Annotated in this window: 24 protein-coding genes, 4 tRNA genes, 1 rRNA gene and 1 pseudogene (1 of these 30 only partly in view); 12 read left to right on the top strand and 18 right to left on the bottom strand. The window is 43.9% G+C overall.

What is annotated here, in order from left to right; all coding sequences use genetic code 11:
* The 4 genes from NI461_RS02380 to NI461_RS02365 all read right to left on the bottom strand — a co-directional run.
* Positions 1-573 (bottom strand): 16S ribosomal RNA (locus tag NI461_RS02380); it reaches 968 nt to the left of the window's first position.
* 435 nt (positions 574-1,008) lie between these two features.
* Positions 1,009-2,088 (bottom strand): DUF6670 family protein, encoded by a 1,080-nt coding sequence (locus NI461_RS02375; RefSeq protein WP_174659300.1) that lies wholly within the window; start codon positions 2,086-2,088, stop codon positions 1,009-1,011.
* A gap of 19 nt (positions 2,089-2,107) precedes the next feature.
* A complete protein-coding gene (pssA, locus tag NI461_RS02370; RefSeq protein WP_151205352.1) occupies positions 2,108-2,929 on the bottom strand; it encodes a CDP-diacylglycerol--serine O-phosphatidyltransferase in 822 nt (273 codons plus the stop codon).
* 37 nt (positions 2,930-2,966) lie between these two features.
* On the bottom strand, positions 2,967-3,824 hold the full coding sequence (locus NI461_RS02365; protein WP_151205353.1) for a 23S rRNA (adenine(2030)-N(6))-methyltransferase RlmJ: 858 nt from the start codon (positions 3,822-3,824) through the stop codon (positions 2,967-2,969).
* Between the two features lie 115 nt (positions 3,825-3,939).
* Here NI461_RS02365 and NI461_RS02360 point away from each other — a divergent pair, with 115 nt between their 5' ends.
* Both NI461_RS02360 and NI461_RS02355 read left to right on the top strand, forming a co-directional pair.
* Entirely contained in the window at positions 3,940-4,542 is a 603-nt protein-coding gene (locus NI461_RS02360) for a 2OG-Fe(II) oxygenase (RefSeq protein WP_253156414.1), read from the top strand.
* A gap of 52 nt (positions 4,543-4,594) precedes the next feature.
* Positions 4,595-5,122, top strand: a complete 528-nt coding sequence (locus NI461_RS02355; protein WP_253156413.1) for a hypothetical protein — start codon at positions 4,595-4,597, stop codon at positions 5,120-5,122.
* Between the two features lie 83 nt (positions 5,123-5,205).
* Here the strand turns inward: NI461_RS02355 and NI461_RS02350 are convergent, their stop codons facing one another.
* The 6 genes from NI461_RS02350 to NI461_RS02325 all read right to left on the bottom strand — a co-directional run bounded on the left by NI461_RS02350 (position 5,206) and on the right by NI461_RS02325 (position 10,126).
* A complete protein-coding gene (locus tag NI461_RS02350) occupies positions 5,206-5,460 on the bottom strand; it encodes a DUF2789 family protein (protein WP_151205356.1) in 255 nt (84 codons plus the stop codon).
* Between the two features lie 121 nt (positions 5,461-5,581).
* On the bottom strand, positions 5,582-5,836 hold the full coding sequence (locus NI461_RS02345) for a DUF2789 family protein (protein ID WP_151205357.1): 255 nt from the start codon (positions 5,834-5,836) through the stop codon (positions 5,582-5,584).
* A 63-nt stretch (positions 5,837-5,899) separates the two neighbouring features.
* Positions 5,900-6,178, bottom strand: coding sequence for a DUF2789 family protein (locus NI461_RS02340; protein WP_253156412.1), 279 nt, complete (start codon positions 6,176-6,178; stop codon positions 5,900-5,902).
* Between the two features lie 159 nt (positions 6,179-6,337).
* Complete coding sequence (locus NI461_RS02335; protein WP_174659296.1) at positions 6,338-7,324, bottom strand: malate dehydrogenase; 987 nt, start codon at positions 7,322-7,324, stop codon at positions 6,338-6,340.
* Between the two features lie 172 nt (positions 7,325-7,496).
* Positions 7,497-8,123: a ribonuclease I gene (locus tag NI461_RS02330; protein ID WP_253156411.1), complete on the bottom strand. Its 627-nt coding sequence runs from the start codon at positions 8,121-8,123 to the stop codon at positions 7,497-7,499.
* A gap of 47 nt (positions 8,124-8,170) precedes the next feature.
* On the bottom strand, positions 8,171-10,126 hold the full coding sequence (locus tag NI461_RS02325; RefSeq protein ID WP_253156422.1) for a lytic transglycosylase domain-containing protein: 1,956 nt from the start codon (positions 10,124-10,126) through the stop codon (positions 8,171-8,173).
* A gap of 309 nt (positions 10,127-10,435) precedes the next feature.
* Here NI461_RS02325 and miaB point away from each other — a divergent pair, with 309 nt between their 5' ends.
* The 4 genes and pseudogenes from miaB (at position 10,436) to NI461_RS02305 (ending at position 14,052) form a co-directional block, all read left to right on the top strand.
* Positions 10,436-11,893, top strand: coding sequence for a tRNA (N6-isopentenyl adenosine(37)-C2)-methylthiotransferase MiaB (gene miaB / locus NI461_RS02320; protein WP_253156410.1), 1,458 nt, complete (start codon positions 10,436-10,438; stop codon positions 11,891-11,893).
* A 37-nt stretch (positions 11,894-11,930) separates the two neighbouring features.
* Positions 11,931-13,013 (top strand): PhoH family protein, encoded by a 1,083-nt coding sequence (locus tag NI461_RS02315; RefSeq protein WP_151204930.1) that lies wholly within the window; start codon positions 11,931-11,933, stop codon positions 13,011-13,013.
* Positions 13,014-13,031: 18 nt separating this feature from the next.
* Positions 13,032-13,514 carry an rRNA maturation RNase YbeY gene (gene ybeY, locus NI461_RS02310; RefSeq protein ID WP_151204929.1) on the top strand — a complete coding sequence of 161 codons (483 nt, stop codon included), beginning with the start codon at positions 13,032-13,034 and terminating at the stop codon, positions 13,512-13,514.
* A 197-nt stretch (positions 13,515-13,711) separates the two neighbouring features.
* Positions 13,712-14,052, top strand: a pseudogene (locus NI461_RS02305) (hypothetical protein).
* A 194-nt stretch (positions 14,053-14,246) separates the two neighbouring features.
* Here NI461_RS02305 and NI461_RS02300 read toward each other — a convergent pair.
* A complete protein-coding gene (locus NI461_RS02300) occupies positions 14,247-15,104 on the bottom strand; it encodes an energy transducer TonB (RefSeq protein WP_171478839.1) in 858 nt (285 codons plus the stop codon).
* A gap of 263 nt (positions 15,105-15,367) precedes the next feature.
* Here NI461_RS02300 and NI461_RS02295 point away from each other — a divergent pair, with 263 nt between their 5' ends.
* The 4 genes from NI461_RS02295 to NI461_RS02280 all read left to right on the top strand — a co-directional run bounded on the left by NI461_RS02295 (position 15,368) and on the right by NI461_RS02280 (position 18,647).
* Positions 15,368-16,054, top strand: a complete 687-nt coding sequence (locus NI461_RS02295; protein ID WP_253152686.1) for a hypothetical protein — start codon at positions 15,368-15,370, stop codon at positions 16,052-16,054.
* Between the two features lie 158 nt (positions 16,055-16,212).
* On the top strand, positions 16,213-16,923 hold the full coding sequence (locus NI461_RS02290; protein ID WP_253156409.1) for a DUF3108 domain-containing protein: 711 nt from the start codon (positions 16,213-16,215) through the stop codon (positions 16,921-16,923).
* 90 nt (positions 16,924-17,013) lie between these two features.
* A complete protein-coding gene (locus NI461_RS02285) occupies positions 17,014-17,589 on the top strand; it encodes a xanthine phosphoribosyltransferase (protein ID WP_151204924.1) in 576 nt (191 codons plus the stop codon).
* A 686-nt stretch (positions 17,590-18,275) separates the two neighbouring features.
* Positions 18,276-18,647 carry a hypothetical protein gene (locus NI461_RS02280; RefSeq protein ID WP_174659288.1) on the top strand — a complete coding sequence of 124 codons (372 nt, stop codon included), beginning with the start codon at positions 18,276-18,278 and terminating at the stop codon, positions 18,645-18,647.
* A 46-nt stretch (positions 18,648-18,693) separates the two neighbouring features.
* Here NI461_RS02280 and wrbA read toward each other — a convergent pair whose 3' ends face one another.
* Positions 18,694-19,290 (bottom strand): NAD(P)H:quinone oxidoreductase, encoded by a 597-nt coding sequence (wrbA, locus tag NI461_RS02275; RefSeq protein WP_151204922.1) that lies wholly within the window; start codon positions 19,288-19,290, stop codon positions 18,694-18,696.
* Between the two features lie 112 nt (positions 19,291-19,402).
* Here wrbA and NI461_RS02270 point away from each other — a divergent pair, with 112 nt between their 5' ends.
* Positions 19,403-20,650: a YihY family inner membrane protein gene (locus tag NI461_RS02270; protein ID WP_253156408.1), complete on the top strand. Its 1,248-nt coding sequence runs from the start codon at positions 19,403-19,405 to the stop codon at positions 20,648-20,650.
* A 478-nt stretch (positions 20,651-21,128) separates the two neighbouring features.
* Here the strand turns inward: NI461_RS02270 and NI461_RS02265 are convergent, their stop codons facing one another.
* The 6 genes from NI461_RS02265 to NI461_RS02240 all read right to left on the bottom strand — a co-directional run bounded on the left by NI461_RS02265 (position 21,129) and on the right by NI461_RS02240 (position 24,051).
* Positions 21,129-21,770 carry a fumarylacetoacetate hydrolase family protein gene (locus NI461_RS02265; protein ID WP_174659286.1) on the bottom strand — a complete coding sequence of 214 codons (642 nt, stop codon included), beginning with the start codon at positions 21,768-21,770 and terminating at the stop codon, positions 21,129-21,131.
* 26 nt (positions 21,771-21,796) lie between these two features.
* Complete coding sequence (locus NI461_RS02260; protein WP_174659285.1) at positions 21,797-22,294, bottom strand: YcxB family protein; 498 nt, start codon at positions 22,292-22,294, stop codon at positions 21,797-21,799.
* Positions 22,295-23,150: 856 nt separating this feature from the next.
* A tRNA-Arg gene (locus tag NI461_RS02255) sits at positions 23,151-23,227 on the bottom strand.
* Between the two features lie 519 nt (positions 23,228-23,746).
* Positions 23,747-23,823 (bottom strand) — tRNA-Arg (locus tag NI461_RS02250).
* A gap of 47 nt (positions 23,824-23,870) precedes the next feature.
* A tRNA-Arg gene (locus NI461_RS02245) sits at positions 23,871-23,947 on the bottom strand.
* A gap of 14 nt (positions 23,948-23,961) precedes the next feature.
* Positions 23,962-24,051: transfer RNA gene (locus tag NI461_RS02240), tRNA-Ser, on the bottom strand.
* A 262-nt stretch (positions 24,052-24,313) separates the two neighbouring features.
* On the opposite strand from NI461_RS02240, the gene rnr reads away from it, so the two are divergent.
* Positions 24,314-26,761 (top strand): ribonuclease R, encoded by a 2,448-nt coding sequence (rnr, locus tag NI461_RS02235; protein ID WP_253156406.1) that lies wholly within the window; start codon positions 24,314-24,316, stop codon positions 26,759-26,761.
* The last annotated feature ends 82 nt before the right edge of the window (positions 26,762-26,843 follow it).

Here is a 26,843-nt window from a genome sequence, read left to right as displayed (position 1 = left end):
TTTACGCCCAGTAAATCCGATTAACGCTCGCACCCTCTGTATTACCGCGGCTGCTGGCACAGAGTTAGCCGGTGCTTATTCTGCGAGTAACGTCCAGCACTCCTGGGTATTAACCAGGGTACTCTCCTCCTCGCTTAAAGTGCTTTACAACCAAAAGGCCTTCTTCACACACGCGGCATGGCTGGATCAGGGTTCCCCCCATTGTCCAATATTCCCCACTGCTGCCTCCCGTAGGAGTCTGGGCCGTGTCTCAGTCCCAGTGTGACGGATCATCCTCTCAGACCCGTTACAGATCGTCGCCTTGGTAGGCCTTTACCCCACCAACTAGCTAATCTGACTTAGGCTCATCTATTAGCGCAAGGTCACAAGTGATCCCCTGCTTTCCCCCGTAGGGCGTATGCGGTATTAGCGCTCCTTTCGGAACGTTGTCCCCCACTAATAGGCAGATTCCTAAGTATTACTCACCCGTCCGCCGCTAGGTTCCAGTAGCAAGCTACCTTCGCCCCGCTCGACTTGCATGTGTTAAGCCTGCCGCCAGCGTTCAATCTGAGCCATGATCAAACTCTTCAGTTTAAAATCAGTAGTGCCTAAAGGACACCAATCTTGGCTCATCAATTTTCTGACAAATTCTCTCAAATAAACTTCGAGTAATTTAAACCAATCAATCAATGATAATATTTCGATCAATCAACCAGTAAAAATCCACACAAGTTGTTCTTCATAATCTCTTAATGATCTTCTTGCTGCTTCGTCAGCAGCAAGCTAGGTCGGCTATGTTACGCTTTCTTTGTAGAAAGTCAACTAGTAAATCCGATTATTTTTAAACTCATTCAAGACACCTAAATTTAACACCTTGTGCTAAATCCTTGTTTCTTAACAAGTTTTAATCTTCATCACTGCCGATGGATGTGCATTCTACAGTATTTCAGGGAGCTTGCAACACCTATTTTGAATTTTTCTCAAAATAACATCTCAACTGGTTATTTATTCCACAAAAACCCCTTTTTTCTATTTCTTGATTAAAAAAGGCACAGGATTAGCCAGGTTAGCTAATAGTTTTTCTGCCTTATCTTTTTCCTGAAAGCGTAAAGGTCGGCAATCCACATACTCTATATAGCCGCTATCGCCTTTTTCAGTCTGCTCATTTATTTTTACCTGATAATGAAAACTGCCCACATAGCCCGCTGCCATGCCAAATTTAAAATCACCGCGACTTTGGCCCTGCACCCAGATCTGGTTTCCCCGATCATCTTCATAGCACCACTCAAACTCTCGTGGCAAATACATCTTTTGTCCATTTGGCGTTTTGACACTCGGGTAGACACGATGCACTTTAAAATAAACCTTTTGGTCAAACAGCCAGGTTTGCATACGATTCAAATCACGTAGATAGATTCTCGACTGTACAATCTGATTCAGGCTATTACGGATCTGAGCCAACAATAGCTGCCGATTATTACTCAGGTTAATCATCTGATAGCTAAAAAAAGCCAGAGGAAGATAAGGAAAATTAAAACTGCGGGCGTATTCAAAACTTCCGAGACTTTCAATTGTATATTTCTGATCTTTATAGGTCACAGTACCCTGACAATGACACACTAATGACCAATGATCTGCCAGGGAGAATCGCATCTGGGTAAAGTGGGACACCAGATCAGTGGTATGAATGCTGAGATCAAAACTCAGTTCGGCATCAGAGCGTTGGAGTTGAAAGTGTGGAAAGTGTCCGGTCAACTTTTCCCGATCCAAAAATTGAAACATGCCCGATGAAAATTTACAGTCCTGTTGAATTGAATAGCTCTGTAACTGCCCCACCATGTGAGGGCTTGAACTGCAAATGACTGTCGCAGTATCTAGTGCAGTGGTCTGGATCGCACTGGGATTCGCCAGCATCGGTGCATTGGGCTGTCCGATAATGCTGAGAAAACTGAGATAATGCAGGGGGGCGGGTAGACCAGGAATCATCAATCCCTGATGAATGATTTTGTATCTTGAGGTTGGGCCATGATAAGCCAGATGCTTCGACGAAACAGTCGGAGTCTGATTCAGCTGTTTCGAACGATCTAAAAAATCTTGAAGAAACTGCATATCAGACTCCTTAATCTTTTTATAATACGTGCTGTCTTTTTGCCATGAAAGTGGTAACAAAGCCAGATAAGGCATAGATGATAGAAATCACTAAAATGCCAACCGGAATATTATAAGTCATCGCAGCAAAGATAAAGACGGCGATTGGTAACACAAAGAACGGGACACGTTTACGCTCTACAGTCTTAAATGAATAGTATTTGATATTGGAAATCATCAATAAACCGCTACCAATAATCACTATTGCATTTAATATTTGTATGGATAGCTCTCGGGTATCGAAGATTTCAGGAAAATCCAGCCCGACCCAAACCATTGAAACAATCATGATCGCTGCCAAAGGACTGGCCACACCAATAAAGTAACGTTTATCGACCACGCCAATCTGCACATTAAAACGCGCTAAACGAAAAGCCGCGCAGGCCGTATAAACAAAACAGGCTGCCAGACCGATGCGACCAAGATCACTCAGTCCCCAGCTATACATTAAAATGGCTGGTGCCACTCCAAAGGCCAGCATATCTGACAGCGAGTCAAACTGTTCACCAAACGGACTTTGCGCGCCGATTGCACGTGCAACACGCCCATCCAGACCATCAAACAAAGCGGCCAGAAAAATGGCATAAATGGCTTGCTGAAACTCGCCATTCATACTGGCAATAATGGAATAAAAGCCTGATAACAACGCAGCGGTTGTAATCAGATTTGGCCACAGATAGATCCCTCGACGTTTAACTTTCTGCCCTTCCTGGGTATGCTCTTCTTCTTCCACCTCAAAGGTAATCCCATCAAAAGGCAAGTCTAATGAAGAATCGCTTTCCGGTTTGCTTGTATTTGTCATATTTGTCGATCCTAACTATGACCATTTTCTGAAAAAATTATTCACCGACCAACCAGCGTACCGCAGCATGGCCGCCATTTTCCTGCATACGTAAATGCGGAAATAACCACTGTAATGCTTCATCTGCATCTTCAGAGAATTTCCAAGGCGGGTTAATGACCAAGAGGCCACAACCATTCAGGCCAACTGGGGTATCGTCTGGCCAGACACAGAGTTCGCAAATTAACTGACGGCGAATACCGGTCTTAAACATTTTCTTTTCAAAACGTTCAATCATGGCACGGTCTTTAATTGGATACCAAACCGCCAACACACCTGTCGGCCATTTTTTATAAGCCGCTGCAATCAGTTCAACCAATTGCGGGAAATCTTTACGCTCTTGTTCATAAGGCGGGTCAATCATGACCAGACCGCGTTTTTCTTTCGGTGGAATGACCGCAAGTAACCCTTCATAGGCATCCCGTTCATGCAAGCCTGCGCGTTTGTCAAAAATATTCTGACGAAGCTGCTGAAATACATCACGCTGCATTTCAAAAATAGTGGCTTTATCAATTTCGCGCATGCCTTCCAGAGCAAACCATGGCGAACCCGGATACGCTCCTTTGCCAAAATTTTCACGCATTTTTTCAACAACTTTTAAATATTGCTGAACCCCTTGCGGTGCATTACGCTTGATTGAATCGTCCAGCTTGACCAGACGATGAATACCGTTTAAGAACTCACCTGATTTTTGTGCCTCAGAGGTCGATAAATCATACTTACCCGCACCACCATGTGTATCTACATAGCGATATGGTTTATCTTTTGCATTCAGTCGAGCCAACAGCTGAAGCAGTAGTACGTGCTTCATGACATCGGCAAAGTTACCCGCGTGGTAATGGTGACGGTAATTCATGTTTCATTATTTCCTCATATCAACAACCATTTTAACATGAAAAATAGTTTCGTTCAGATCGGATTCTTCCCCTAGAATAACTGAACATTTTTTCCCCTTTTCACAGGTTTATTTTATGGATGCTGCTCATTTCCCAAAGTCCTGGTCTATTGACCAAATTCTTGATGATTTGAATCAACAGGGTTTTAGTCTGATCGATCATGCTTATGATGCAAGCTATATTAAACAGTTGATAGCTGAGTGTCGTAGCAATCTGGCTTATTTCCGTGATGCTGCCATTCAAAATGGAGTGGTCAGCAACATTCGTAGTGACCGGATTTTATGGCTGAATGAAAATCTCAGCATTTCTCACCAGCATGTACAAAACCTGCTGGCTTTGGGCCAGATTTTTAACCGGGTCTTTTATTTGGGAATCAAGGAGGTGGAAGCACATTTTTCCTGTTATGAAGCAGGAGAGTTTTATGCCTTACATCGCGATAATCCAAAAGGCAAAAATGGCAGAATGATTTCCGCAGTGTATTATTTGCATGATCAATGGCAAGAGGATTGGGGCGGAGAATTACGCTTGCAGGATAAACACGAGGTATGGCATACCATTCGTCCTGAACCAAATCGTCTTGCCCTGTTTCAGAGTGATATTTTGCATGAGGTTTTAGAGGCCAAACATCAGCGTCTGTCCATTACAGCCTGGCTACGTAGTGATGCGGCCGTGCTTTAAATTTTAAGTTCTGGCCTCATATCAGCATTATTGAGAATTAAGGATGGCATGCATGCGATTAAACAGCCAGCAGATTATTGAACGTCTAGGTGAAACTGACCAGTTGTATTTACAAGGCAATACGCCGGAATTAGCGCTTGAACGTGCCGATCTTCGCTTGCAACTGGTGAGCTTAAGCCAGTTCTATCAGGAACAGGTTCATTTTCTGCAAGAAGCGGTTGTACTGCTCGAGCAAGGACGAGTTGAATTTGAGGAGATGCCGCTACGCCTGTATATCAACCTCTCTTTGCATCTGGCCAAGGCGTATATGATTTTCTTTGAACTCACCAAAGAGCCTCGTTATGCCCTGATTACCCAGCAAATCCTAAAACCCATGACCCATTATGAGCATGGTGAGATTTATTTCTTCCTGGCTTATGCCTCTGTCAGTAAAAATGAGCCGGCATTAACCCGGCACTGGTTAAAAAAATACAGCACGAGCTCCGAATTTGATCTGGAATTATTACAGCAGCATCCCGCCTTTGAAGCGTACCGATCCCTAGAATGGTTCGAAAAATTGCTCAAAAGTAAAATGCGCTAAACTCGCTTTAACCTGTCTTATGGAAAAAAGCGCCTGAGCCCAGGCGCTTTTTCACTGAATCCTAAATGATTTTAAAGCCTATATCAGGCAAGTTGACGGCGATAAGCATCCATGTGCAACTGCTGGTTGAGTTCATCCACCCAAATCGCCCAGTCATCATCCTGCACCAGATGACTAATTAATAAAGAACGCTGTGATTTATTCCAAAACGGCGCATCATGCAGAGAAATATGTGCAGGCAGTTGATGCGTACGTATATACAATTCGATAGCAGCCGGACTATTGGCCAGGCCGAGTTGTGAAAACAACAACTCTAAAGATGGGGTCCTTCCGAGCATCTCGTCCTCCTTATATTTATCAGAGAAACTGTCATTAATTATAGATCTAACTTATAAGACAATCGAAAAAAAACCTAGTCAATTGACTAGGTTTGTTGTGTCTTTTTGTACGTTATGGGGCTTATTCTGCTGCTTTGTCACTTTCTACATGAAGCAACTGATTTAACTTGTCAATAATGACAATCCATTCATCATCCTGATGCCAGTGTTCACGTAAAAAGGCACTCTGCCCTTCGCTCCAGAATTCGGCATCTGGCAAAGCCACTTTAGCATCTAACTGATGATCTTTAGCAAATTGCTCAATTGAAGCTTCATCTGACGGTAAACCAAGTTGTTCAAAAAGTAGTTCCAGAGTAACCTGTTGTTCCATAAGCATAAATAAACTCCATTATTCAACTTATCAGTAAGTTAGATGACTAAAATGTTAATATCAAAAACTTTAGTTTGATTCGCCACTGGGCAAGCTACAAGAGCCTGAGCCCACGGCTTCAGTATGTAACTGCTCATTTAGCACATCTACCCATATGGCCCAGTCATCATCTTTCTTCCAGTGACTGATTAAAAAGTCATGTTGTGACTTACTCCAAAATGGTGCTTTGTGTAGCGGTACATCCATACCAATTTGATGGGTATTAATAAATTCATCTATCGCTTCAGGACTGGAATCCAGTCCCAATTGCTCAAAAAAAAGTTCGAAGGTTGAGCGTTGTTCTAACATCTGTATGACCTCCCCCTTTTGAATTATGATCTTGTATCTACCTTAGCCTGCCTATACAACAAACTCAATTGTCTCTCCTTCACAGGATGTTATTTTTTGTTCAATAAAAAAGGCACCCTAACCAGAGTGCCTTTCTTTTAATTTAATTAAAAAATTAAATTATTTAAGCATGTCAGCCACTGCTGCGCGCTCTTCTTCAAGCTCGTTCAGTGTAACGTTGATACGCTCACGGCTGAACTCGTCGATTTCAAGACCTTGAACGATTTTGTATTCACCGTTTTCAGTGGTTACAGGGAAACCGAACATTACACCTTCAGGGATACCGTAAGAACCGTCAGAAGGGATACCCATAGTTACCCATTTGCCGTTAGTACCAAGCGCCCAGTCACGCATATGGTCGATTGCAGCATTTGCAGCAGAAGCAGCAGAAGACAAACCACGTGCTTCGATGATCGCAGCACCACGTTTACCAACAGTTGGAAGGAATACGTCTTTGTTCCACTCAGCATCGTTGATTTTATCTTTTAAGCTTTCGCCGTTTACATTTGCAAAACGGTAGTCAGCATACATTGTTGGAGAGTGGTTACCCCAAACTGTCATGTTTTCGATGTCAGAAACTGCAACACCCGCTTTTTGAGCAAGTTGAGTCAAGGCACGGTTGTGGTCAAGACGTAACATTGCTGTGAAGTTTTTCGCTGGAAGGTCTGGAGCAGATTTCATAGCGATGTAAGCATTCGTGTTCGCAGGGTTACCTACAACCAGAACTTTAACGTCACGGCTTGCAACTTCGTTTAGTGCTTGACCTTGACCAATGAAGATTTCGCCGTTGACTTTAAGCAAGTCAGCACGTTCCATACCAGGACCACGTGGACGAGAACCTACCAACAATGCATAGTCAGCATCTTTGAACGCAACTTTAGGATCATCAGTACCGATCATGCCTGCCAATAATGGGAAAGCACAGTCATCAAGTTCCATCATTACGCCTTTCAGCGCTTGTTGAGCTTTCTCAACAGGAATTTCTAATAATTGAAGAATAACTGGTTGGTCTTTACCCAACATTTCACCGCTAGCGATACGGAATAAAAGGCTGTAACCAATTTGACCAGCAGCGCCAGTAACGGCAACGCGAACAGGTTGCTTCATGTAATTATCTCCAGTTGAGAGGATAGTTAATGCGATTAAATAGCTGTTCTATCTAATCTTAATAATCATAAACGGCAAAGATTGTACTCCAATCCTTGTCCAGATGCATGTAAAAGGGAATGGATTTCAACAAAAGTCTGATAGGAAATATAAATTAAATCGGCAGAAAAGCTCAGTATATACCTTTAATTGTCACCACAGCTGGGCATGTATTCAACAGATTGGCCGGACAAGCCTTATAACCGCCCCTGCTGTTATAACAGACTTTAAGTGAAGTCAGCATACTGTTAGGGCGCGTAGAAACACAGTGAAACCGGATAGCCGTCGACGGCAATTGTGGATTGATTCTCAGAAACTTTCTGCGCAGCGCATCCAGGGCGATTGTCTGGCTTTCCTGCTCAGTCAGCTCCTCAGGTACTTTCAGACGGTCAGCATAATTAATGATGGTCCGAAAGTACTGACTGGCATTCATCGGTACGCAGCCCCCAATACTGCGCCACAAGCCAGCCCGGGTACTTTCATCAGGCATAATTCGTGCTACCACCTTGGCCTGTAAGGGCGAAAGTGTGGCAGAACTGTTGGTATTACACGAGGTACTGGTGGTTTGCGGATAAAGACCCGAAATATTCAACGAATAGCCTTCTAGGCATTTTCTTTTTTTCGAATACTCCGGATACAAATAACACATCGCCGGTACCATTTGCACTTCCATGATATAGCCGGTGGGCTCTGCAAGGGCAAGGGGACTCGTGGCTAAGCCGAGTAGTACCACTCCTCCACCACAAATTCGGGCATCCATTTTTCCTTTTTTGAACACAATTACTTTATCCCTTCAGATATTTTGAATTATTGAGTACTTCGTAAAGGTATCGCCTGCATTCTTTTTCCGATCGACTGTGCACCCTGCCCTAATAAAATGCCGTAATACGTCGCATTCGTCATAACATGTTTCACATAATCTCGTGTTTCAAGCAAAGGAATAGACTCCGTATATTGGTCTGCTGCAATACTCTGAAATTCCGGCTGCCAGCGGCGTGCACGGTTTGGACCGGCATTATAGCCTGCAGTTGCCAGCACTGGACTTTGGCTTAATTGACGCTGAATTGTTGATAAATAGAAGGTTCCATAACGGATATTGGTATTCATATCGGTTAACGCAGCCGGATTATACGCTTCTCCCATTTGGCGCGCGACCAGCTTGGCCGTATCCGGCATGATCTGCATTAAGCCGCCTGCCCCGACATGGGAACGTGCCACTGTATTGAAACGACTTTCCTGACGCATCAGGCCATAAGCCCAAGCTGGATCCAGACTCACTGTACGACTATGGCTCACCACATAGTTCTGGTACGGCATTGGATAGCGATAGGTATAATTATGCTTCTTGACAGTACGATCAGCGGCATAAATGGCACGATCATGCCATCCCATGTCATGCGCACGTTTTGCTGCGGCCAAAAGCAGGTCATCATCATGCTTGAGATAAGCCTGACGCACTGCCCAGTTCCATTCACGGTTAATATAATTCGCTGGGGCATCAATATCGCGCAAGGCAAAAGCACGACGGAAATGCACATCCTGATTTAAGCGCTGCATAGCCTGATTCGACGGTTGGGTAGCGTTTGGCGCGCCTGCTACGACTTGCCCCAAACGATCCCGTGCCAGCAGATTATGATAGTCCTCACCATTGGCCAGTTTCCGGTAAATATTTTCTGCTGTCTTTTTTGATGCGCGGTCTGAACGCTGCTCGCTGGCACGCGCCAGCCAGTACTGCCAGCGGTCCTCCTGCTTCTGGTTCACGTTCATGGCGTCAATCGCACGAATCAGACTCTCCCAGGCGCCAAAACGAATCGACTGACGGGCATAGATTTCAGCTTCTTCCGAGCTAAATGGCAACCCATAACTGGCATCCAGCGCATTCAGCACTTCACGGTTATAGTTATTTTTCATGACAGTCGTGCCGCCGATATAACCTACTGTCCGAAACAGGGCTTTTTGTACTTCTGCTGGAGTTCCTTCAGCAGTCCGCTTGACTATTGATAAGGCCGAATTCAGATCAGTATCTGCCAAGCGACCTAAGGCATATACCAGATAAGCATGGTCAACGGTCGTGCTTTTTGGTGCCGACCATAAATAAGCGGTTGGATTGGCCTGAATGCTATTTAGCTGGGCCAGAGACAGATTCAGACCTAAATCTTGCGCCGTCGCGATGGCTTGTCCAGACTGACCGGCACGCAACTGCACCCACAGGCGCTGCTGACGGTCTTCCGTAGTCATAAGTGGACTGGATAACATCATGCGACCCAAGCCATTGCATGAATCTGGCTGGGAATTTGTTGTCAGCCAAACATCCTTAAATTCGGCATAGACCAAGGGATCACCACTTTTGGCACGCACTTGTGCGATTGCACAGGCTTCAGCCCGGTCAGCATTGGTCACATATTGTAAAACCGGTTGGGCTGCAGCAAAGTCAGCGATTTTAACTTTTTCTTCGACATAATCGGCTGCCAGCTTTTCAGCCATGGCGGAGTGTGGATAGCGCTGTACAAAGTTGATGATCTGGTTGGCCGGCTGCAAAGCAAGATTCTGGTTCAGAATCCAGTATTCCGGATAGTAGCCCAGCACGTCATTTTGCATAGCAAGTCGATATTGTTGTAAGAGTTGAGTATTTCCTGCATTTGCAGCACGTAAGGCATCATTAAACTGTGCTTCGGCAGCCTGGGTATTTGCCGCACAGATACAGGCGAAACTTAAGGTCATTAACTTATAGTATTTGCGTATGTTTTGAGTACCTTTTAACATCCAGCTGCCTTCTATCATCAATTTTGTGCCGAGCATATGCTGCTTATCATAAGAGCTTGCTAGCAGATTATAACCAATTGTATTGTTCAGTTATGTAACCTAATAATTCAGCAGTTTTAATCTTCAGATTATTTTTGTCTGTCAATGAATATTTTTCCACCCCTAATTTAGGCTATAAGTTTAAGCCACTTTCCTGCTAAAATACGCGCCATTTAAAGATTTCAATCTGTGAACTGAATCCTTCTTGAGCTGCGTGTTCATCAACTGCCAGTTCATTCACATTCGAGCTATTATTTTGTAGGAGCCTTCATGACGGTTCAAACCTTCATTCCGAATGGTGCCCCAGCTGCCTCAGAAAACACTGTTACCCAGCCAGCGCACACCCTAGCCAGCGATCCTTCAGTCAAAAAGCTGTATATCGAAACGCAAGGGTGTCAGATGAATGAGTATGACAGTCATCGTATGGCAGACCTGTTGGGCGACTCACATGGTTATGTCCTGACCAGCAATCCCAAAGAAGCCGATGTACTGCTTATGAACACCTGCTCAATCCGTGAAAAGGCACAGGAAAAAGTCTTTTCTGAACTGGGCCGCTGGCGCAAGCTCAAAGAACAGAACCCTGATCTGATTATCGGGGTCGGTGGTTGCGTGGCCTCTCAGGAAGGCGACAATATTCAAAAACGTGCCAATTATGTGGATATGATTTTTGGTCCGCAAACCCTGCACCGTTTACCGCAAATGCTCGATCAGCATTTTGAACAGGTCGAAAAACCTAAAAAAGAAAAAATCAAACTGGTGGACATTTCCTTTCCCGATATTGAAAAATTCGACTTCCTGCCTGAACCGCGTGTGGAAGGCTATAAGGCCTTTGTGTCGATTATGGAAGGCTGTTCAAAATATTGCTCATTCTGTGTCGTACCTTATACGCGTGGTGAAGAAGTTTCTCGCCCGCTGGATGATGTGCTGGCAGAAATTGCAGGTCTGGCTGAAAAAGGTGTACGTGAGATTTCTCTGCTCGGTCAAAACGTCAATGGCTACCGTGGGGAAACTTTTGACGGCAACATCTGTACCTTTGCCGACTTGTTACGTTTAGTTGCAGAAATTCCGGGTATTGGCCGCATCCGTTATACCACTTCGCATCCATTGGAATTCAATGATGATCTGATCCAGTGCTATCGCGATCTACCACAGATGGTGTCACACCTGCATTTGCCGGTCCAAAGCGGCTCCAATGATGTTCTGCAAGCGATGAAGCGCAACCACACCATTGATGTCTATATCGAAAAGATTGCCAAGCTGCGTAAAGTCCGTCCCGATATGCACCTGTCGTCAGACTTTATCATTGGCTTCCCGGGTGAAACTGATGAAAACTTTGCAGAAACCTATCAGTTTATCCAAGACCTGGACTTTGATCACTCTTATAGCTTTATCTATTCAAAACGCCCTGGCACACCGGCGGCAGAGCTTGAAGACACCACACCTGAAGCCGTGAAAAAAGAACGTCTGGCTAAAGTTCAGCAATGGATTAAACATTCAAGTATTGAGAAAACTGATGCCATGCTCGGCAGCATTCAGCGTGTGCTGATTGAGAAAGTATCCGATAAAGATCCAAACCTACTTATAGGCACGGCTGATAATACCCGTTTGGTCTCATTTATTGGCGATCCAGCTTGGGTTGGACGTTTTGCCGAAATTGAAATTACCGAAATTAAAACTTTAAATTTTGTTTACGGTGAACTCTTGAATCTTGAGCCTGACGTGGCGTAATGTAGGGGATATACCGACACTTGTATAAGGAACACTCTTGACTGCAACGATTCGACGTACAGTAGCTTTCCCTGGAATTTCAATTGACCGTTTACAAGCCGTTTTGGGCACTTATAACGGTCATTTGAAGCAAATTGAACAACGTTTAGATGTCAAAATTTCCCATCGAGGTGAAAGTTTCTTTATCGATGGTGGAATCGATGCTGTGGAAAGAGCGGAAACGCTCTTACAGCGCCTGCACGAAGAATCTGAACATAGCCAGCAAATCAGTGCCGACACCCTGCATATGATGATTCAAGGCAGTCAGACTGACCGTGAGCTTCAGGAAGATATTGAAGATCAGGAACATACTGGTCTGGATGCCGTTTGGTTACAAACCCGTAAAGGACGCATTAATCCGCGTGGTGCCAACCAGAAGCGCTATGTTCAGCGCATTTTGCAAAGTGATATTTCGTTTGGTATTGGCCCTGCCGGTACGGGTAAAACCTATCTTGCAGTAGCAGCTGCTGTCGACATGCTGGAACGTAATGAAATCCAGCGTATTTTACTGGTGCGTCCCGCGGTTGAAGCCGGTGAAAAACTCGGCTTTTTGCCAGGTGACTTGAGCCAAAAAATTGATCCCTACCTGCGTCCTCTTTACGATGCCCTGTATGAAATGCTGGGCTTTGAAAAAGTGGCCAAGCTGATTGAACGTCAAATTATCGAAGTGGCACCGCTGGCTTATATGCGTGGTCGGACTTTAAACCACTCCTTTGTCATTTTAGATGAAGCACAAAACACCACACCAGAACAGATGAAGATGTTCCTGACCCGTTTAGGTTTTGGTTCGCGTGCGGTTATCACCGGTGACATCACGCAGGTGGATTTACCGCGTGGTCAACAATCTGGGTTGGCGCATGCCTTACGTGTCATTGACAAGATCAAAGAAATTCATATTACTCGCTTCCACTCACGCGACGTGGTACGTCATCAATTGGTACAGAAAATTGTTGAAGCCTATGAAGGCTGGGATAGCGAACAGCAACGTCTAACGGCAGAACAGCGTGCGGAACGCAAAGCCCGTCAAGAAGCCTTAGTTGCGGACAATGATGCAAAAGCGGATGAGCAGCATCAAGACTAAATCATTTAAGGATTCATTTTGAAACTCAATCTTTCCTTGCAGCAAAACTTTCAGTCACCTGAGCTGGTGCTGAAACGTGCCTATATTAAAAAAGTCGCAGAAACTGTGTTACGCCATATCGGCACCCAAAGTGATTGCGAAATGGGGATTGCCTGTGTCGATCATGATGAAAGTCATAAGCTCAACCTGGAATATCGTGGCAAAGATAAACCGACCAATGTCTTGTCCTTTCCCAGTGATATTCCAGATGAAATGGCACAATTTCTGGATGCCTTTCCGATTGGCGATCTGGTGATTTGTATTCCAGTGGTCTTACAGGAAGCCACTGAGCAAGACAAAACTCCTCTGACGCATTTCACCCATATGCTGGTGCATGGCATATTACATTTAATGGGTTATGATCACGAAACTTCAGATGAAGATGCCGAAGAAATGGAAGGTATTGAAATCGACATTCTGGCTAAACTTGGTATTGACAATCCTTATCTGGAACAAAATTAAGATTTCACTATTAAGAATAGCGGGCTTAGGCTCGCTTTTTTATGCCTGTAAATAGCAATCAAATCAATGCTACTTAATTCAACCAAAGCTATAAAATACAGCTCATAACAATAAAGCTGCTTAGCTAAAGTTCAGGATAAAAGTGAAAAAAGATTCTTCTGGTATTGCTACTCGTGGGTACTTCCCTTCTATCTTCAATGCTTTATGCAAGCTCAAAGACGGTATGTAAAGAAACCCAATTTCAAAAAACAGATGAAGTCTGGACAGGTCATTATTATTTAAATGGCGTCATGGAAACAGGCTCTGAAATGCTGTTATTGCCTGAAATTTAAATGGTATCTGGCTTATGGAGCCCTAGAGCAATATGCTGAAGGTAGATGGTGGAAAAATGGCAACTGCATCGGTTTAAAACCTGAGCGTAAATATAAAAAGCATCTGAGGATTTTTCCAAAGCATCTGAAAATTGAAGGCAAATTTTTTAAATGTGATTTGGAACAGTTCTGGAGAACACGGTTATTATCATCGTGTGGAAGAATAATTTCAGCATTATGAACGTTTAACTGAAGGAATAACTGAGATCGCACTTTCCTACTGGAACAGCCTGCAGGATATTCATGCCTGGCATCAGGACGCTGAACACCAGGCCGCGCAACAATTTGGTAAAGATAACCGGCACCGCTATTTCAGCATGGATGTCTGCAAGGCACTACGCCATTATGAAACAGCGCCGGATTAACGTACTTCAAATTCTGCCTCTGCCGGATCAAAGCGCCAGGTTCGGATAATACGCAGTTCAGAAATATCTTTCATCTTGCTGTCAAAAGCCCCAAAAGGTGCAGCCTTACGCACTGATGCTTTGGCTGCTTCATCCAGCAAATGATGTCCCGAACTGTCAATCAGGCGAATTGCCCGAATTCCACCGTTCTGGTTTAAAATGACCATCAGGCGCACTTCACCAGCCAGATTTTGCTGTCGGGCGGCATCCGGATAATAGCGGTTACCATAAAACTCTACTTTCTGACGGAATTTTTCCAGATAAGCCGCTGACACATCCTGCTTGGCCTGAATACCATCCACCGTTTTAATCTTTTGCTGACGACTAAAGTTTTGCTGTCGCTGTAAATATTGCGCTTCCAGACTTGCGACCATGGCGGCTTTGGCTTGGAACTGGCTATTGAGCTGTTCCTGCATTTTCTTCCGCTGATTTTCTTCCGCCTGTTTTTGCCAGCTTAAAGTCGTCATCAGGACTTTTTCTTCAAAACTCAGCTCACGCTGCTGTTGCAGCATATCCGGGCTGTCCTGCTGTTCTTCCCCGGCCTTTTGTTCCGCAAAAGGCGATGGCTGATCGCTCGACATACGATGTACTTCGCGAAACTTGCCTGAACCCTGCTGATCTGTCTGCCCCAGAAAATCTGCCTGCTCAACTTTATTTTCACTTTGACGCAGGCTCACGGCAATTTCTTTGGTCGAGGTTTTCTCATCCTGCGGCATTGCAAATTCCAGAGTCAGCACCACCAGATGCAAGACCACTGCTGCCAGCACGGCACTGCTAAAAACTGGATCTTTCCACCAGACTTTAACCAGAGGCATTAATATCATGATTCATCACATTTGCCGAACTCAGGCCGAGTTCATTCCCCAAAAAAAATATTCACAGCGCCATTTAAGCAAAATGACATCACATTTTATTTTTAAAAATGCCAATTGCATCAAACCATTAACGCTACATAACCAAAACCCTAAAAATGGTGCAATTTATTTTGCTAAACTTCAAGCGTGAACTCTTGTATTTTTTATATAATTCGACAAGATAACTTCCGAATCAAAAAATATAACCGCCAGGATGCTTCAGTATGCAAACGCTTATTTCCAATATTTCTCAACGACTCCGTCAAGCCTATCAAAAGGCCGAGGGATTTATTGAGGATGAGCGTGAATTTCCATTATCACAAGTTTTCCTGAATGCCACCTTCCAGCGCTTTGTCACTGACAACGTTGCTGCTCTTAAAGATCTGCATGCCGATCTGCATGATGACTGGTTACGCCTGTATGCCACACTGGACTACAAAGGACTAGTAGTGACTTTATCAGTAGACCTGAAACTGGTGCAGATGGAGCTAAATAAGGCAACCCAACTGATTGTATTTGAGCAGATCAGTGATACCCAACTGATTGATGCCAAATATCCAAATATTTTCTATAAATTGGGGGTTCGCTTTGCGCTGTTTTTCTATCAGCGTGTTTTAAACAAAGATCCGCTCGGCATGATTCTGGAAAAACTAGGCGTAATTAAAGTAATCGATGACTTATTGTATTTAGATCTGAATCGCTGGCTAGGCAAGAACCGCTCTGTAATCGACACCCTGGCCAAAGTTCATGTCAATCACGCCGTATTACGTGAAGCGGAGCTGGTGGTCATCGGCAACGTCAACCTCACAGCTCTGTTCAGCAAGCTTTCCCAAGCAAGAAGTAATGATATGGATAATGACGAGGTGGATGACGATAAAGTGACGCCCATCAGACAAAAAGATCCTGCTTAAAATAAAAAGCATGTTATTTTTTTATCCAAAATCGAAAAAGACTACATGAAATATACAGTTTTGAGGCGCGTCTCCCTTCAATTTCCATATTTCACCCAAATAATAAAGCGTAAACTTAACAATAGATGCGCTGTTTAAATAACACAGGAAACTTAGGTATGGCAAAAACGGTATTCAAGACTTTAGGAATAACTGCCGGTTTAAGCACTGTACTGTTATTCACTGGAATGAGCCAGGCTTTTGCTATTGCGCCCTTTCAGGCCAGTTATCAATTTAATTATAATGGCAAAAATCTGGGTTCTGCGACTCGTACCCTCAGCAAATCTGGCAACAACTGGACTTATGTCTTTGCCGCCAAAGCCGGAGGAATTGCGTCTGCTACAGAAACCAGCCGTTTTTCCTTTAATAATGGCAAGATTGGTTCAAGCAGTTTCAAGCGTAACAGTAAAATTCTGGTACATAACAACACCTTGACGATAAATTTCAACCCTTCCAGTAAAACAGTTCAGACTCAGAAAGACGAGGAAAAGCGCTCTTTTGCCTGGAAAGCAGATGTACTGGATGAACTGAATGCCGAGTTGCAGATTCGTGAGGATTTGAAAGGATCAGGTTTAAAATCCAACTATTATATTGCGGATGCTAAAGAAATCGAGCCTCGCAAATTTGTCAAACAGGGTACAGAAAATATTACGACTAAATACGGCACTTTTAATACTGTCAAGGTGGTGATGAAACACAGCAAGGCAGGTCGTGAAACTATTTTCTGGCTTGCCCCTAAACTTGACTATCTTCCAGTCAAAGTGACGCATGTTGACAAGAAAACCTCCTATGGTTTACTCCTCACCGACTATAAAGGGGCAAGCAACTAAGGTTTTTGTTGAATTTAGCTTGATTTTTTCCGGGTGCTTTTTACAATACGCTTTTGCTTGAAAAAGCACCTGCTTTTGAGGATTCTCCCCGTGCATGCACTAGAACAGAAAATCTTGGCTGAAGGTATCGTTCTGTCTGAAGAAGTTCTGAAAGTTGATTCTTTCTTAAATCACCAAATCGATCCTGTAATGATGCAGCAAATTGGTCAAGAATTTGCGCGTCTGTTTAAAGATAGCGGTATTACCAAAATTATTACTATTGAAGCCTCGGGTATTGCCCCTGCTGTAATGGCAGGTTTGGAACTGGGTGTTCCCGTGATTTTTGCACGTAAATATCAGTCTTTAACACTAAAAGAGGATTTATACCGTTCTAAGGTATTCTCGTTTACCAAGCAGACTGAAAGTACGATTGCCATTTCTAACAAACACATCAGCTCAACCGATAAAGTTCTGGTCATTGATGACTTTCTGGCAAATGGTCAGGCTGCGCTAGGTCTGGCTGACCTGATTCATCAAGCGAAGGCTGAAGTTGTCGGTATTGGTATTGTGATTGAAAAATCCTTCCAGCCAGGCCGTGAACTGTTACTTGAAAAAGGCTATCGTGTTGAATCATTGGCACGTGTAAAGTCGCTGACCAATGGTACGGTTAATTTCGTACGTGACTAAGTCCTAGCATTTCATTTAAAAGCGCCAGATCTGGCGCTTTTTTTAAACATTTTTATAGTCTTAATATCCTCTGTTCTAAGATGCTTATTTCGTTTTATCCAACTTATACCCAATACATCTAACAGGAATTAAATCACATAATAAAAAAACTCTAAAAAACAGGCGCTATTATTCTTTTTATTTTTAAAGATAAGATAAATTATGTTTCTATTTAAACATCTACTTAATAAGTATAAATATCACATTCTATTGAAAATATAGTTAATCAGTCACTATCCAGCTTATTTACAGCCAGATTAACGCAATATACACCTCAGGCTTTGCAGGTTTAGACTTAGATCAATATCTTCCATCTTGAGTCAATCCTTTAAGTCCGACATAAGGATCAGCAGCAATCATTTAAGCACTCTCAGCTTTCAGTCGGATGCTTCATCAAAATCAGTGTTGTGGTTTGATACCGTGTCACCCTTTATTTTTGATATGCAGGGGGGTTACTTGATTGAAATATGAGTTTATTTACAGCTAATATACAGTGCCTTAGCCTGAATTCATCTAGAATCAAATCAATATAGCAGCTTTCCGATAGAGCATTTATCATGCTTCGCTATACCATTAGCTATAATGAATAATTGATTCATGTGCTTCATAACAGTCATCTACTCTAGATAAACCAATACCAATTGTTGATGGAAAAACCTATGCAATGTCCTAAATGTAGTTCGGCCGACATCGAAAAACGAGACCATGAGCAATTATTAAAAAAAACCGGTGGTGTATTATTAGCTTCAGCAGGAGCGACGGCGGGAACCGTAGGAGGTGCGGCATCCGGAGCTTCGATTGGAGCCGCCATCGGGACAGTTGCCGGGCCTTTGGGCGTGATTGTAGGCGGTACGGTAGGCACCTTTGTTGGAGCCATTAGCGTAGGCATTACTGGTGGAGTGGTAGGCAATTTCCTTGGTAAAAAAGCCGGTGTATCGGTAGACCGTAACCTCTTTTTAGACTACCAGTGCCTAAGCTGCAAACATAGATTTAGCCTAAAAGCTCAAAACACAGACTAAGCCAGTTGAGGAAATGATTTCCTCATTTCCTCTTGAATTTAAACGCTTAACCCTGATGCAGTTTTAAGGCAACTTCGGCCAGTCGTCTACCTTGTACCTCACAAAGAATCTTTTCATCCTGACTTAAGCCTTGATCATGGCGTGGCCCACTGACATGACTGGCACCATAAGGCGTGCCACCCGTTTTGGTATTCGATAAGGCGGGCACCGCATTACTCAATCCTATAATCAACATGCCATGATGAAACAAAGGCGGCAGCATGGTCAGCAACGTGCTTTCCTGTCCGCCATGCATTGAGCCTGATGCGGTAAACACACAGGCCGGCTTGCCATGCAAGGCTCCATTCAACCATAGACTGGTGGTCTGATCCCAAAAATATTTCATTTCAGAGGCCATATTGCCAAAACGTGTCGGCGAACCTAAGGCCAGACCTGAACATTGCGCCAGTTCCTCAATCGTACAGTAAATATCCCCTTCTGCCGGAATACTGGGTTCCGCCTGAGTGACCACGGTGGCAAGATTTGGAACAGTCCGGATTTTTACTGCCATGCCTGCGGCTTCTACACCATTTGCAATCAAATGTGCCATTTCTTTGGTCGAGCCATATTTGCTGTAATATAAAACAAGGATATAAGGTTGCATGCTGACTCTTATTCATTACTAAAAAATAAAACTATACGGTATTTTGCATCTTTTTTGGTTAAGCTGGTCAGGGAAAATACATGATGACTAGAAAAATCGAGATTGAGTACAGATGATTTTGGATTATATAAAGAAGTTACCTTTTTATGAGAAACACTGGTTTCAATTTATTCTGTTTGTCCTTGGCCGCTTTGAACATGATCGTTGCCGGGAACAGGCGGGTTCATTAACCTATACCACCCTATTTGCGGTGGTGCCTATGCTGACAGTCTTTCTGGTCATCATCTCCTCCATTAAAGCCCTGGAGCCAGCCCGACAACAGTTACAACAGCTAATTTATAGTAACTTTTTACCCAAAACCACGATTGCTTTTGACAAGGCGCTCAGTGCATTTACTGATAAATCCAGCAATTTAACCGTGATTGGTGTGCTGTTTTTATTTGTGACCACCATCCTGATGCTCAGCAGCATTGAAACTGCTTTTAACCGGATCTGGCGGGTCAATAAAACTCGTGGTGGACTCATAGGCTTTATGCGTTACTGGACCATTATCTCGCTTGGTCCCATTTTACTGGGCAGTGCCTTTGTCATTTCCTCAACTTTGGCTTCACTCAATGTTCTGAGCAATAATTTTACCGGATATGAATTGAATGGAACTTTTCTACTCTGGATCATTTCTTTTTCTTTAACGGTCCTGGGTTTTTTTATTTTAAACTGGACCATTCCCAACCGAAGTGTACCGATCAAATCTGCCCTGATTGCGGGCCTGTTTAGTGCAAGCGTATTTGAGCTGCTCAAGAACCTGTTTGGTTTTGTGATGACCAACTTTACCAGCTACGAAATTATCTATGGTGCTTTTGCAGCCATACCGATTTTTCTGCTGTGGATTTATCTGTCATGGAATATTATCCTGCTGGGCGTAGAGATTAGTTATGCCCTGACCGCTTTTGAATCTGGCCGTGACTGCAAACGCCATCCGATGATTATATTGCTGGATTTACTGGCACTATTTTATAAAAAACAAAAAACGGGTGAATGTGTCAGTGAAGCCGAAGCACTCGAGGTTTTGGGACAGGACGAAATTGGCCGCTGGCCTAGCTATGTGGATATGTTTGAAAAACAGAATCTGATCAAATGCACCGAGGATAATCAATATGTGCTGGTACGTGACCTGGATCAGGTGAGTTTCTGGAATTTTTATTTACAGTTGCCTTATCCTCTGCCGCACAAGCAGCATCTAAATGATCCTGCCGCAGAAGAAGTATGGATGCAGAAACTTTCTTCTAATATTTTGGCCACCGATCAATATCTGGAAGATAAGTTGAGTTTTCCATTATCTGACCTGTTCCGGAATAAATAAACAAGAAAACCCCTCTCTCTGGAGAGGGGTTTTGCGATCTATGAGGTTAACTCTTTAGAGATTTTCAGCCAATTACAGCGCCAGTGGGCAGAAATGGCTTATGCAGAAGCAGATATGTACCCCATAAAGTTAAGGCTGTGAGAAGGGAAAGAATCGGCACAGAACCTAAGGCGATCTATCAGAGGGCAGTAATATCGCTGGCCGCCGATTTAAGATCACCTGCTGTAATCCCTAGAAGCCACATAATATAAACATGAGAGCAGATGCTTTAACCTCTAAGGCCTGACAATCGTTGATTGACAACCTGCTTTTCACTTGAAGGAAAACACGATCAAAGCAGCAACAATCCAATATAGACCTTAAAAAATATTGAAGCGCTGACCCAAAGCATATAGCTTTGGCAACGGTCGGCTTCTCCTCATTCCATGATGATCATAAAAAAAGGAGCCTTTTAGCTCCTTGATCTAAACATCAGGCCTTATTTCACAAAAGTTGACCATAGATAGTCTTTTTCTTTGCCTTTCAGGGTCATGTTCAGTCGGTCACCAAATTGCAGGGCGGCCACACCGGCTGGCGTACCGGTCATCACCACATCTCCGGCTTCCAGCGTAAATACCTGACTGATCTCAACCAGTAAGGTAGCAAGATCGAAAATCAATAAAGCCGTATCGCCTGTTTGACGTCGCTCGTTATTGATATCAAGCGTATACTGCACGTCTTTCCAATCCGTGATCACATCCGCTACAGGTACCCAGTCCGCCAGCATACAGGAACCATCAAAGGCTTTGGCACGTTCCCAAGGCTGGCCTTTTTTCTTTAGCTCATCCTGAAGGTCACGCAGGGTCAAATCCAGGCCAAGCGTCACAGCGCCAATCGCCTCTAATACTTTGGCAGGATCGCTTTCCTGAGTTAAAGTGCGATCAATACGCAAACTCAACTCACACTCATAGTGGCAGTTGCCCCAAGCCGGATTCCATGTAATTCCCGCATCCAGTGACCTTAAGGCACTCGGTGGCTTGATAAACAGGACAGGACGATCAGGTACTGCATTCCCCAATTCTTTGGCATGATCTGCATAGCTGCGACCCACACAGACAATTTTTGATGGACGGGTACTCATGATCTGGTTCCTTATCTTGATCGGTCTTATTGCTTGAAAGTATTTTCGAAAAGGCTTTGTTCAGTTGTATCTTTAAAAGCACGCTTAGGGATAATGATAACTGTACGGTTTTTCAGTTCCAGCATATAGGTCAGTTTACCCATCGCAAAAGTTTGTACTTCATTATAATGCACGATCTTGCTGCGCCCATTATTAAAGATTGCCGCATAGTCCTGAAACAGGTCAATCCCCTGCTCACTTTTGCCAAACTGATATTTAATAAACTGGCGTTTGAACATCATCGGTAAAAACCAGTAACGCATAATTGCCTGCAATATCAGGAAAAAGGCCCCAAGTGCCACATAATAGCGCCCGACCCCATCAAAACCCATGGAAAAACCCCAGATAATAATCCCGATACTAACCAAAGGAGTCAGAAAACGGCTGATCTGCTTTTTGCCAAAAGTGGCCAAGGCAAATCCATCTTGAGACTCCTCCAGAGTCAGAAAATAGCGGGTCGATAAGGTTGGTGCTGACTCAGTCATAGCGTCACATCAAAAAATATAATCCTGTTCCATACTATAACAAAATATGCTTAAAACTCATGGCTTATGCGCTTAATTACATAACTTTGCTTTGGAAATAACAGGATTTTAGTTTAGACAAATCCTCATTAAATCAAAAACACTTGCCTAGGCGATGGAATGAAAAGATTAACACCCTATTTAGTGATCAGTAGCGTATTCCCAACGCCCCTATCTGCTTTTGCAAACATTATCTTATGTACAGCCAGTCTGCCCAGTAAGCTTGATATATTTCAGGGCAATGCCCAGTAACTGGCTGAATTGACTGGCGCAGTTCGCCTGATTTATGCATAGCCACCGGAATTCTTTTACCGACCGTTAAGACCAGCGCCAGTCTAAGGCTCAGCTTTATAGTGCAGCCATCATCCTGTCTGTTTCCAAAGCGCAGGTAAAAAAACAATTGCAGCATTATCCAGAAGATAACGACCTGCTTCCGGTATGAATCTCAACTAAAGTCATTGACCAGCAGACAACTATTCAGCAGAAATATCAGCTACCTCCCAATTCCGGTATTAAATTTTAAAGTAAATGGGCTAATGCAACATCATTTAGGAGAGCTTCGTATCAGCATCCTGATGCTGGATGCGCCGATTTCTTATGGCGCTAACAAACTAGAAGGTTGGCTCTCAGTCCAAATAAGATACTGGTGAACGTGAAGTAGCAGGGTGATTGGCATCAGCCGCAAGGTGTGCTGCTCAATAAAAATTAAAATCTTGATGTTTGTTGTTATTATTGATTTTTTGTATAAATATTAAAAAAAACCTAGACCAAAAAAAACCGCATCAATGTGCGGTTTTTTCAAAATTCTTATCAAGATTGGTGCGCTCAGAGAGATTCGAACTCCCGACCCCTTAGTTCGTAGCCAAGTGCTCTATCCAGCTGAGCTATGAGCGCGACGTCTTGATGGGGTGCATTATATAGAGTTTTTATCAGTTGTTAAGTGTTTTTAATGAAATTACAACTGAACGTACAGTAATTAAACGATACGAGCCTATTTAAGTTTTTTAAAGAATATTTCTGCAAATTTAGAGCTAAAAGCAATAACTCACATCTGGCAAAATCCAAGAATTGACCAAGTTAATATTTAATTCAATTAAAATCTATTTTTACTCAGATGCTGAATACATAATTGATCGATTCCACGATCAGGACATTTTGTCAGACCGAATGCTCCAGATTCATAGACAATATATTTATTGATTTTCTTACTTCCTGACCAGTACTCGACATGTTTGGGGACAGCAAGCTTTAAAACTTTGAACGGTATGTTTACCAACCAGAAGATCGCCGGCTGCCTGTATCACGCCATCTAGGCTTGGAAACGCCTGAGCATTATTTTTAGCATGAATTTTTTGGGATACGGTGAATTTTGGGCACAAAAAAACCGCTTTGCAAGCGGTTGATTGTTCAAGTTGGTGCGCTCAGAGAGATTCGAACTCCCGACCCCTTAGTTCGTAGCCAAGTGCTCTATCCAGCTGAGCTATGAGCGCGTAACTTGTTTGCCTGATTGGCGATACGTTATTCTTGCTGTACTTATTGGTGCGCTCAGAGAGATTCGAACTCCCGACCCCTTAGTTCGTAGCCAAGTGCTCTATCCAGCTGAGCTATGAGCGCGACATAAGTAAGCGTGGCGGTGAGAGAGGGATTCGAACCCTCGATACAGTTGCCCGTATGCGTCCTTAGCAGGGACGTGGTTTCAGCCACTCACCCATCTCACCGTAACGTGCGGCCATAATACAAATTTCAGCATGGCACTGCAAGCACAGCTTGAAAAAAAAATGCAGTTTTTTGATCGTTTACATACTTTTTAAACAATTTCACTGGTTTTCATCAATTTTTTGCTAGAAAATCCTTGGATATTTCCCATTATCTGTAATGCAGCACCAACCGAAAGCTTAAATAGATTATTGCAATCATTTACGTGCAGTCTGCGCGTACATGACTTATGCTAAACCTACCTCTTAGGACAAATTTAAAGACATGATGAAAAACTGGGTCGATCCTGAAGCAAAAGCTGAAGCCGAACGTTATGAGAACCCGATTCCGAGCCGTACGCTCATTCTCGAAACTATAGAAAAAAATAACGCCCAGTCCCATGCAGACCTGGTGGAATATTTTGAAATTGCTGATCAAAAAAGTATTGAGGCCCTCAGTCATCGAATGATCGCCATGGTGCGTGATGGGCAACTGATGAAAGACGGTTATAAATTCCAGATCGCCACAGAACAGCCCGAATACGAAGCTACGGTATATATCAACTCTAAAGGGATGGGAACCGCGAATATCATAGGTCAGGATGACCTGCTTCTACCTGAGCGTGAACTGCGTCAGGTTTTTCATGGTGACCGCATCAAGGTGCGTCAGACTTCGATTGACCGTAAAGGCAAGGCCTGGGGCTTTATTACCGACATTGTGCAGCACCGCGTAAAACAGGTCATCGGTAAAGTGGCAGAGTATGAAGGTGAATATTTTGTACAACCTGCGCCCCCGAATGCCCATCAACCGATTACTCTGGAAAAAGAGCTGATCGAGCATGCTCAGGTCAAAGTCGGTGATTCGATTCGGGTGGCGATTGACCGTTATCCGACCAAGGAAGAATTTGCTACCGGACATATTGTCCAGTCGATGGCGGATCGGGCCGATACTGAAATCATTATTCCGCAAACCATTCTGGAATATGGCCTGCCCTATGAGTTTCCGGAAGAAGTCATTCATGAGGCTGAAAGCTTTAAAGAGCCGACAGCCAAAGACCGCGAAGGCCGGGTCGATTTACGTGATCTGGCGCTGGTGACCATTGATGGTGAAGATGCTCGTGACTTTGATGATGCGGTATATGCAGAAAAACGCCCGGGCGGTGGTTATCGGGTGGTCGTGGCCATTGCCGATGTTAGCCATTATGTCCGTCCAGGCAAGCCATTGGATGATGAAGCCAAAGAGCGTGGTACATCTGTGTATTTCCCGCATTTTGTCTTGCCGATGCTGCCAGAGGCATTATCCAATGGACTATGTTCTTTAAATCCGGATGTTGACCGTCTCTGCATGGTCTGTGACTTAAAGCTGTCACGTGCTGGCCGGGTAACTGGATATGAGTTCTATCCTTCAGTGATGCACTCCAAAGCACGTCTGACCTATGATCAGGTGGCTACATACTTTGAAGGCGACAGCACAGCTATTACCGAAGACCGTAATGTACGCAAATCGCTCAACACGCTGTTTCAGCTTTATCAAGTGCTTAAAGGCTTACGTGCCGAACGGCATGCGATGGAGTTTGAAACTGTCGAAACCTATATGACTTTTGATGAGCTGGGCGGAATCAAGGAAATTTTGCCACGCACCCGTAATGATGCTCACAAGCTGATTGAAGAATGTATGCTGCTCGCCAATGTCGCGGCGGCTGAATATGCCATCAAGCATGAAGTACCGATGCTGTATCGCGTCCATGAAGCGCCTGAGTTTTCACGCATCCAGAAAGTACGTGAGTTTGTCAAACTTCTGGGCCTGCAATTCCCAGAACAACCCACCCAAGCCGATTATCAGGCGGTGATTGAAGCCACCAAGGACCGGATTGATGCACCTAGTATTCATGCCGTGTTATTGCGCTCAATGATGCAGGCTTATTATGGTGCCAAGAATGTGGGGCATTATGGTCTGGCTTATGAAGCATATACGCATTTTACTTCGCCAATTCGCCGCTACCCTGACCTGCTTCTGCATCGTGCGATCAAGACCCATCTGGCACAAAAACCGTATCCGGTGTCGGGTGCCGCTTTAGATGATGCAGGTGAGCATTTCTCGGCCGCAGAACGCCGTGCCGACGAAGCTTCCCGTTCTGTGACGACCTGGCTGAAATGTCACTATATGCAGCAGCATCTGGGTGATGAGTTTATCGGGGTGATCAGCGCCACTGCTGAATTCGGCCTGTTTGTCACGCTCAAAGACCTGTATGTTGATGGGATGATCCATGTTAGCCAGCTCGGTGATGACTTCTTTGTCTTCGATCAGGCCAGTCAGAATCTGATCGGACAAAACCGGGGACAGATCTTTGGTCTGGGTGATGAGGTCAAAATCAAAGTAGCCGGTGTCAATTTGACAGAACGTAAGATTGATTTTGAATTAGTCCAGCAACTGACCCATGCAGGTCGGGCGATTCGTGTCCGTGCACCACGTGTGGCCGACAAGAAACCGCTATCGCGCCCTGCAGCGACCGAAGAAGTCTTTGGCAAAAGTGAGCGTGAGTCGCGCTCCAGTCTGAACGCAGATGGGGAACAGCCCATACGACGCAAAAAAGCTAAAGGAAAACCCAGCTCTTACAGTCAAAAACCTGCTAAAAAATCTGCAGCAAAGTCTGAAGCAAAGGCTAAAGATAAAGTAAAGAAAAAAGCCAAGGCCAAAAAGAAAAAGTCCAATGCAAAATCCCAGGGTGAATAATCTTCACCGAGGGTAATATAAAAAAGAGCGCCTTGGCGCTCTTTTTTATATCTATAATCAAAATATTAAAATAGGAGAAATT

The sequence above is a fragment of the Acinetobacter sp. S4400-12 genome (genome assembly GCF_024129495.1).
Classification (GTDB): domain Bacteria; phylum Pseudomonadota; class Gammaproteobacteria; order Pseudomonadales; family Moraxellaceae; genus Acinetobacter; species Acinetobacter lwoffii_C.
This window is presented reverse-complemented; position numbering and strand designations above follow the sequence as displayed.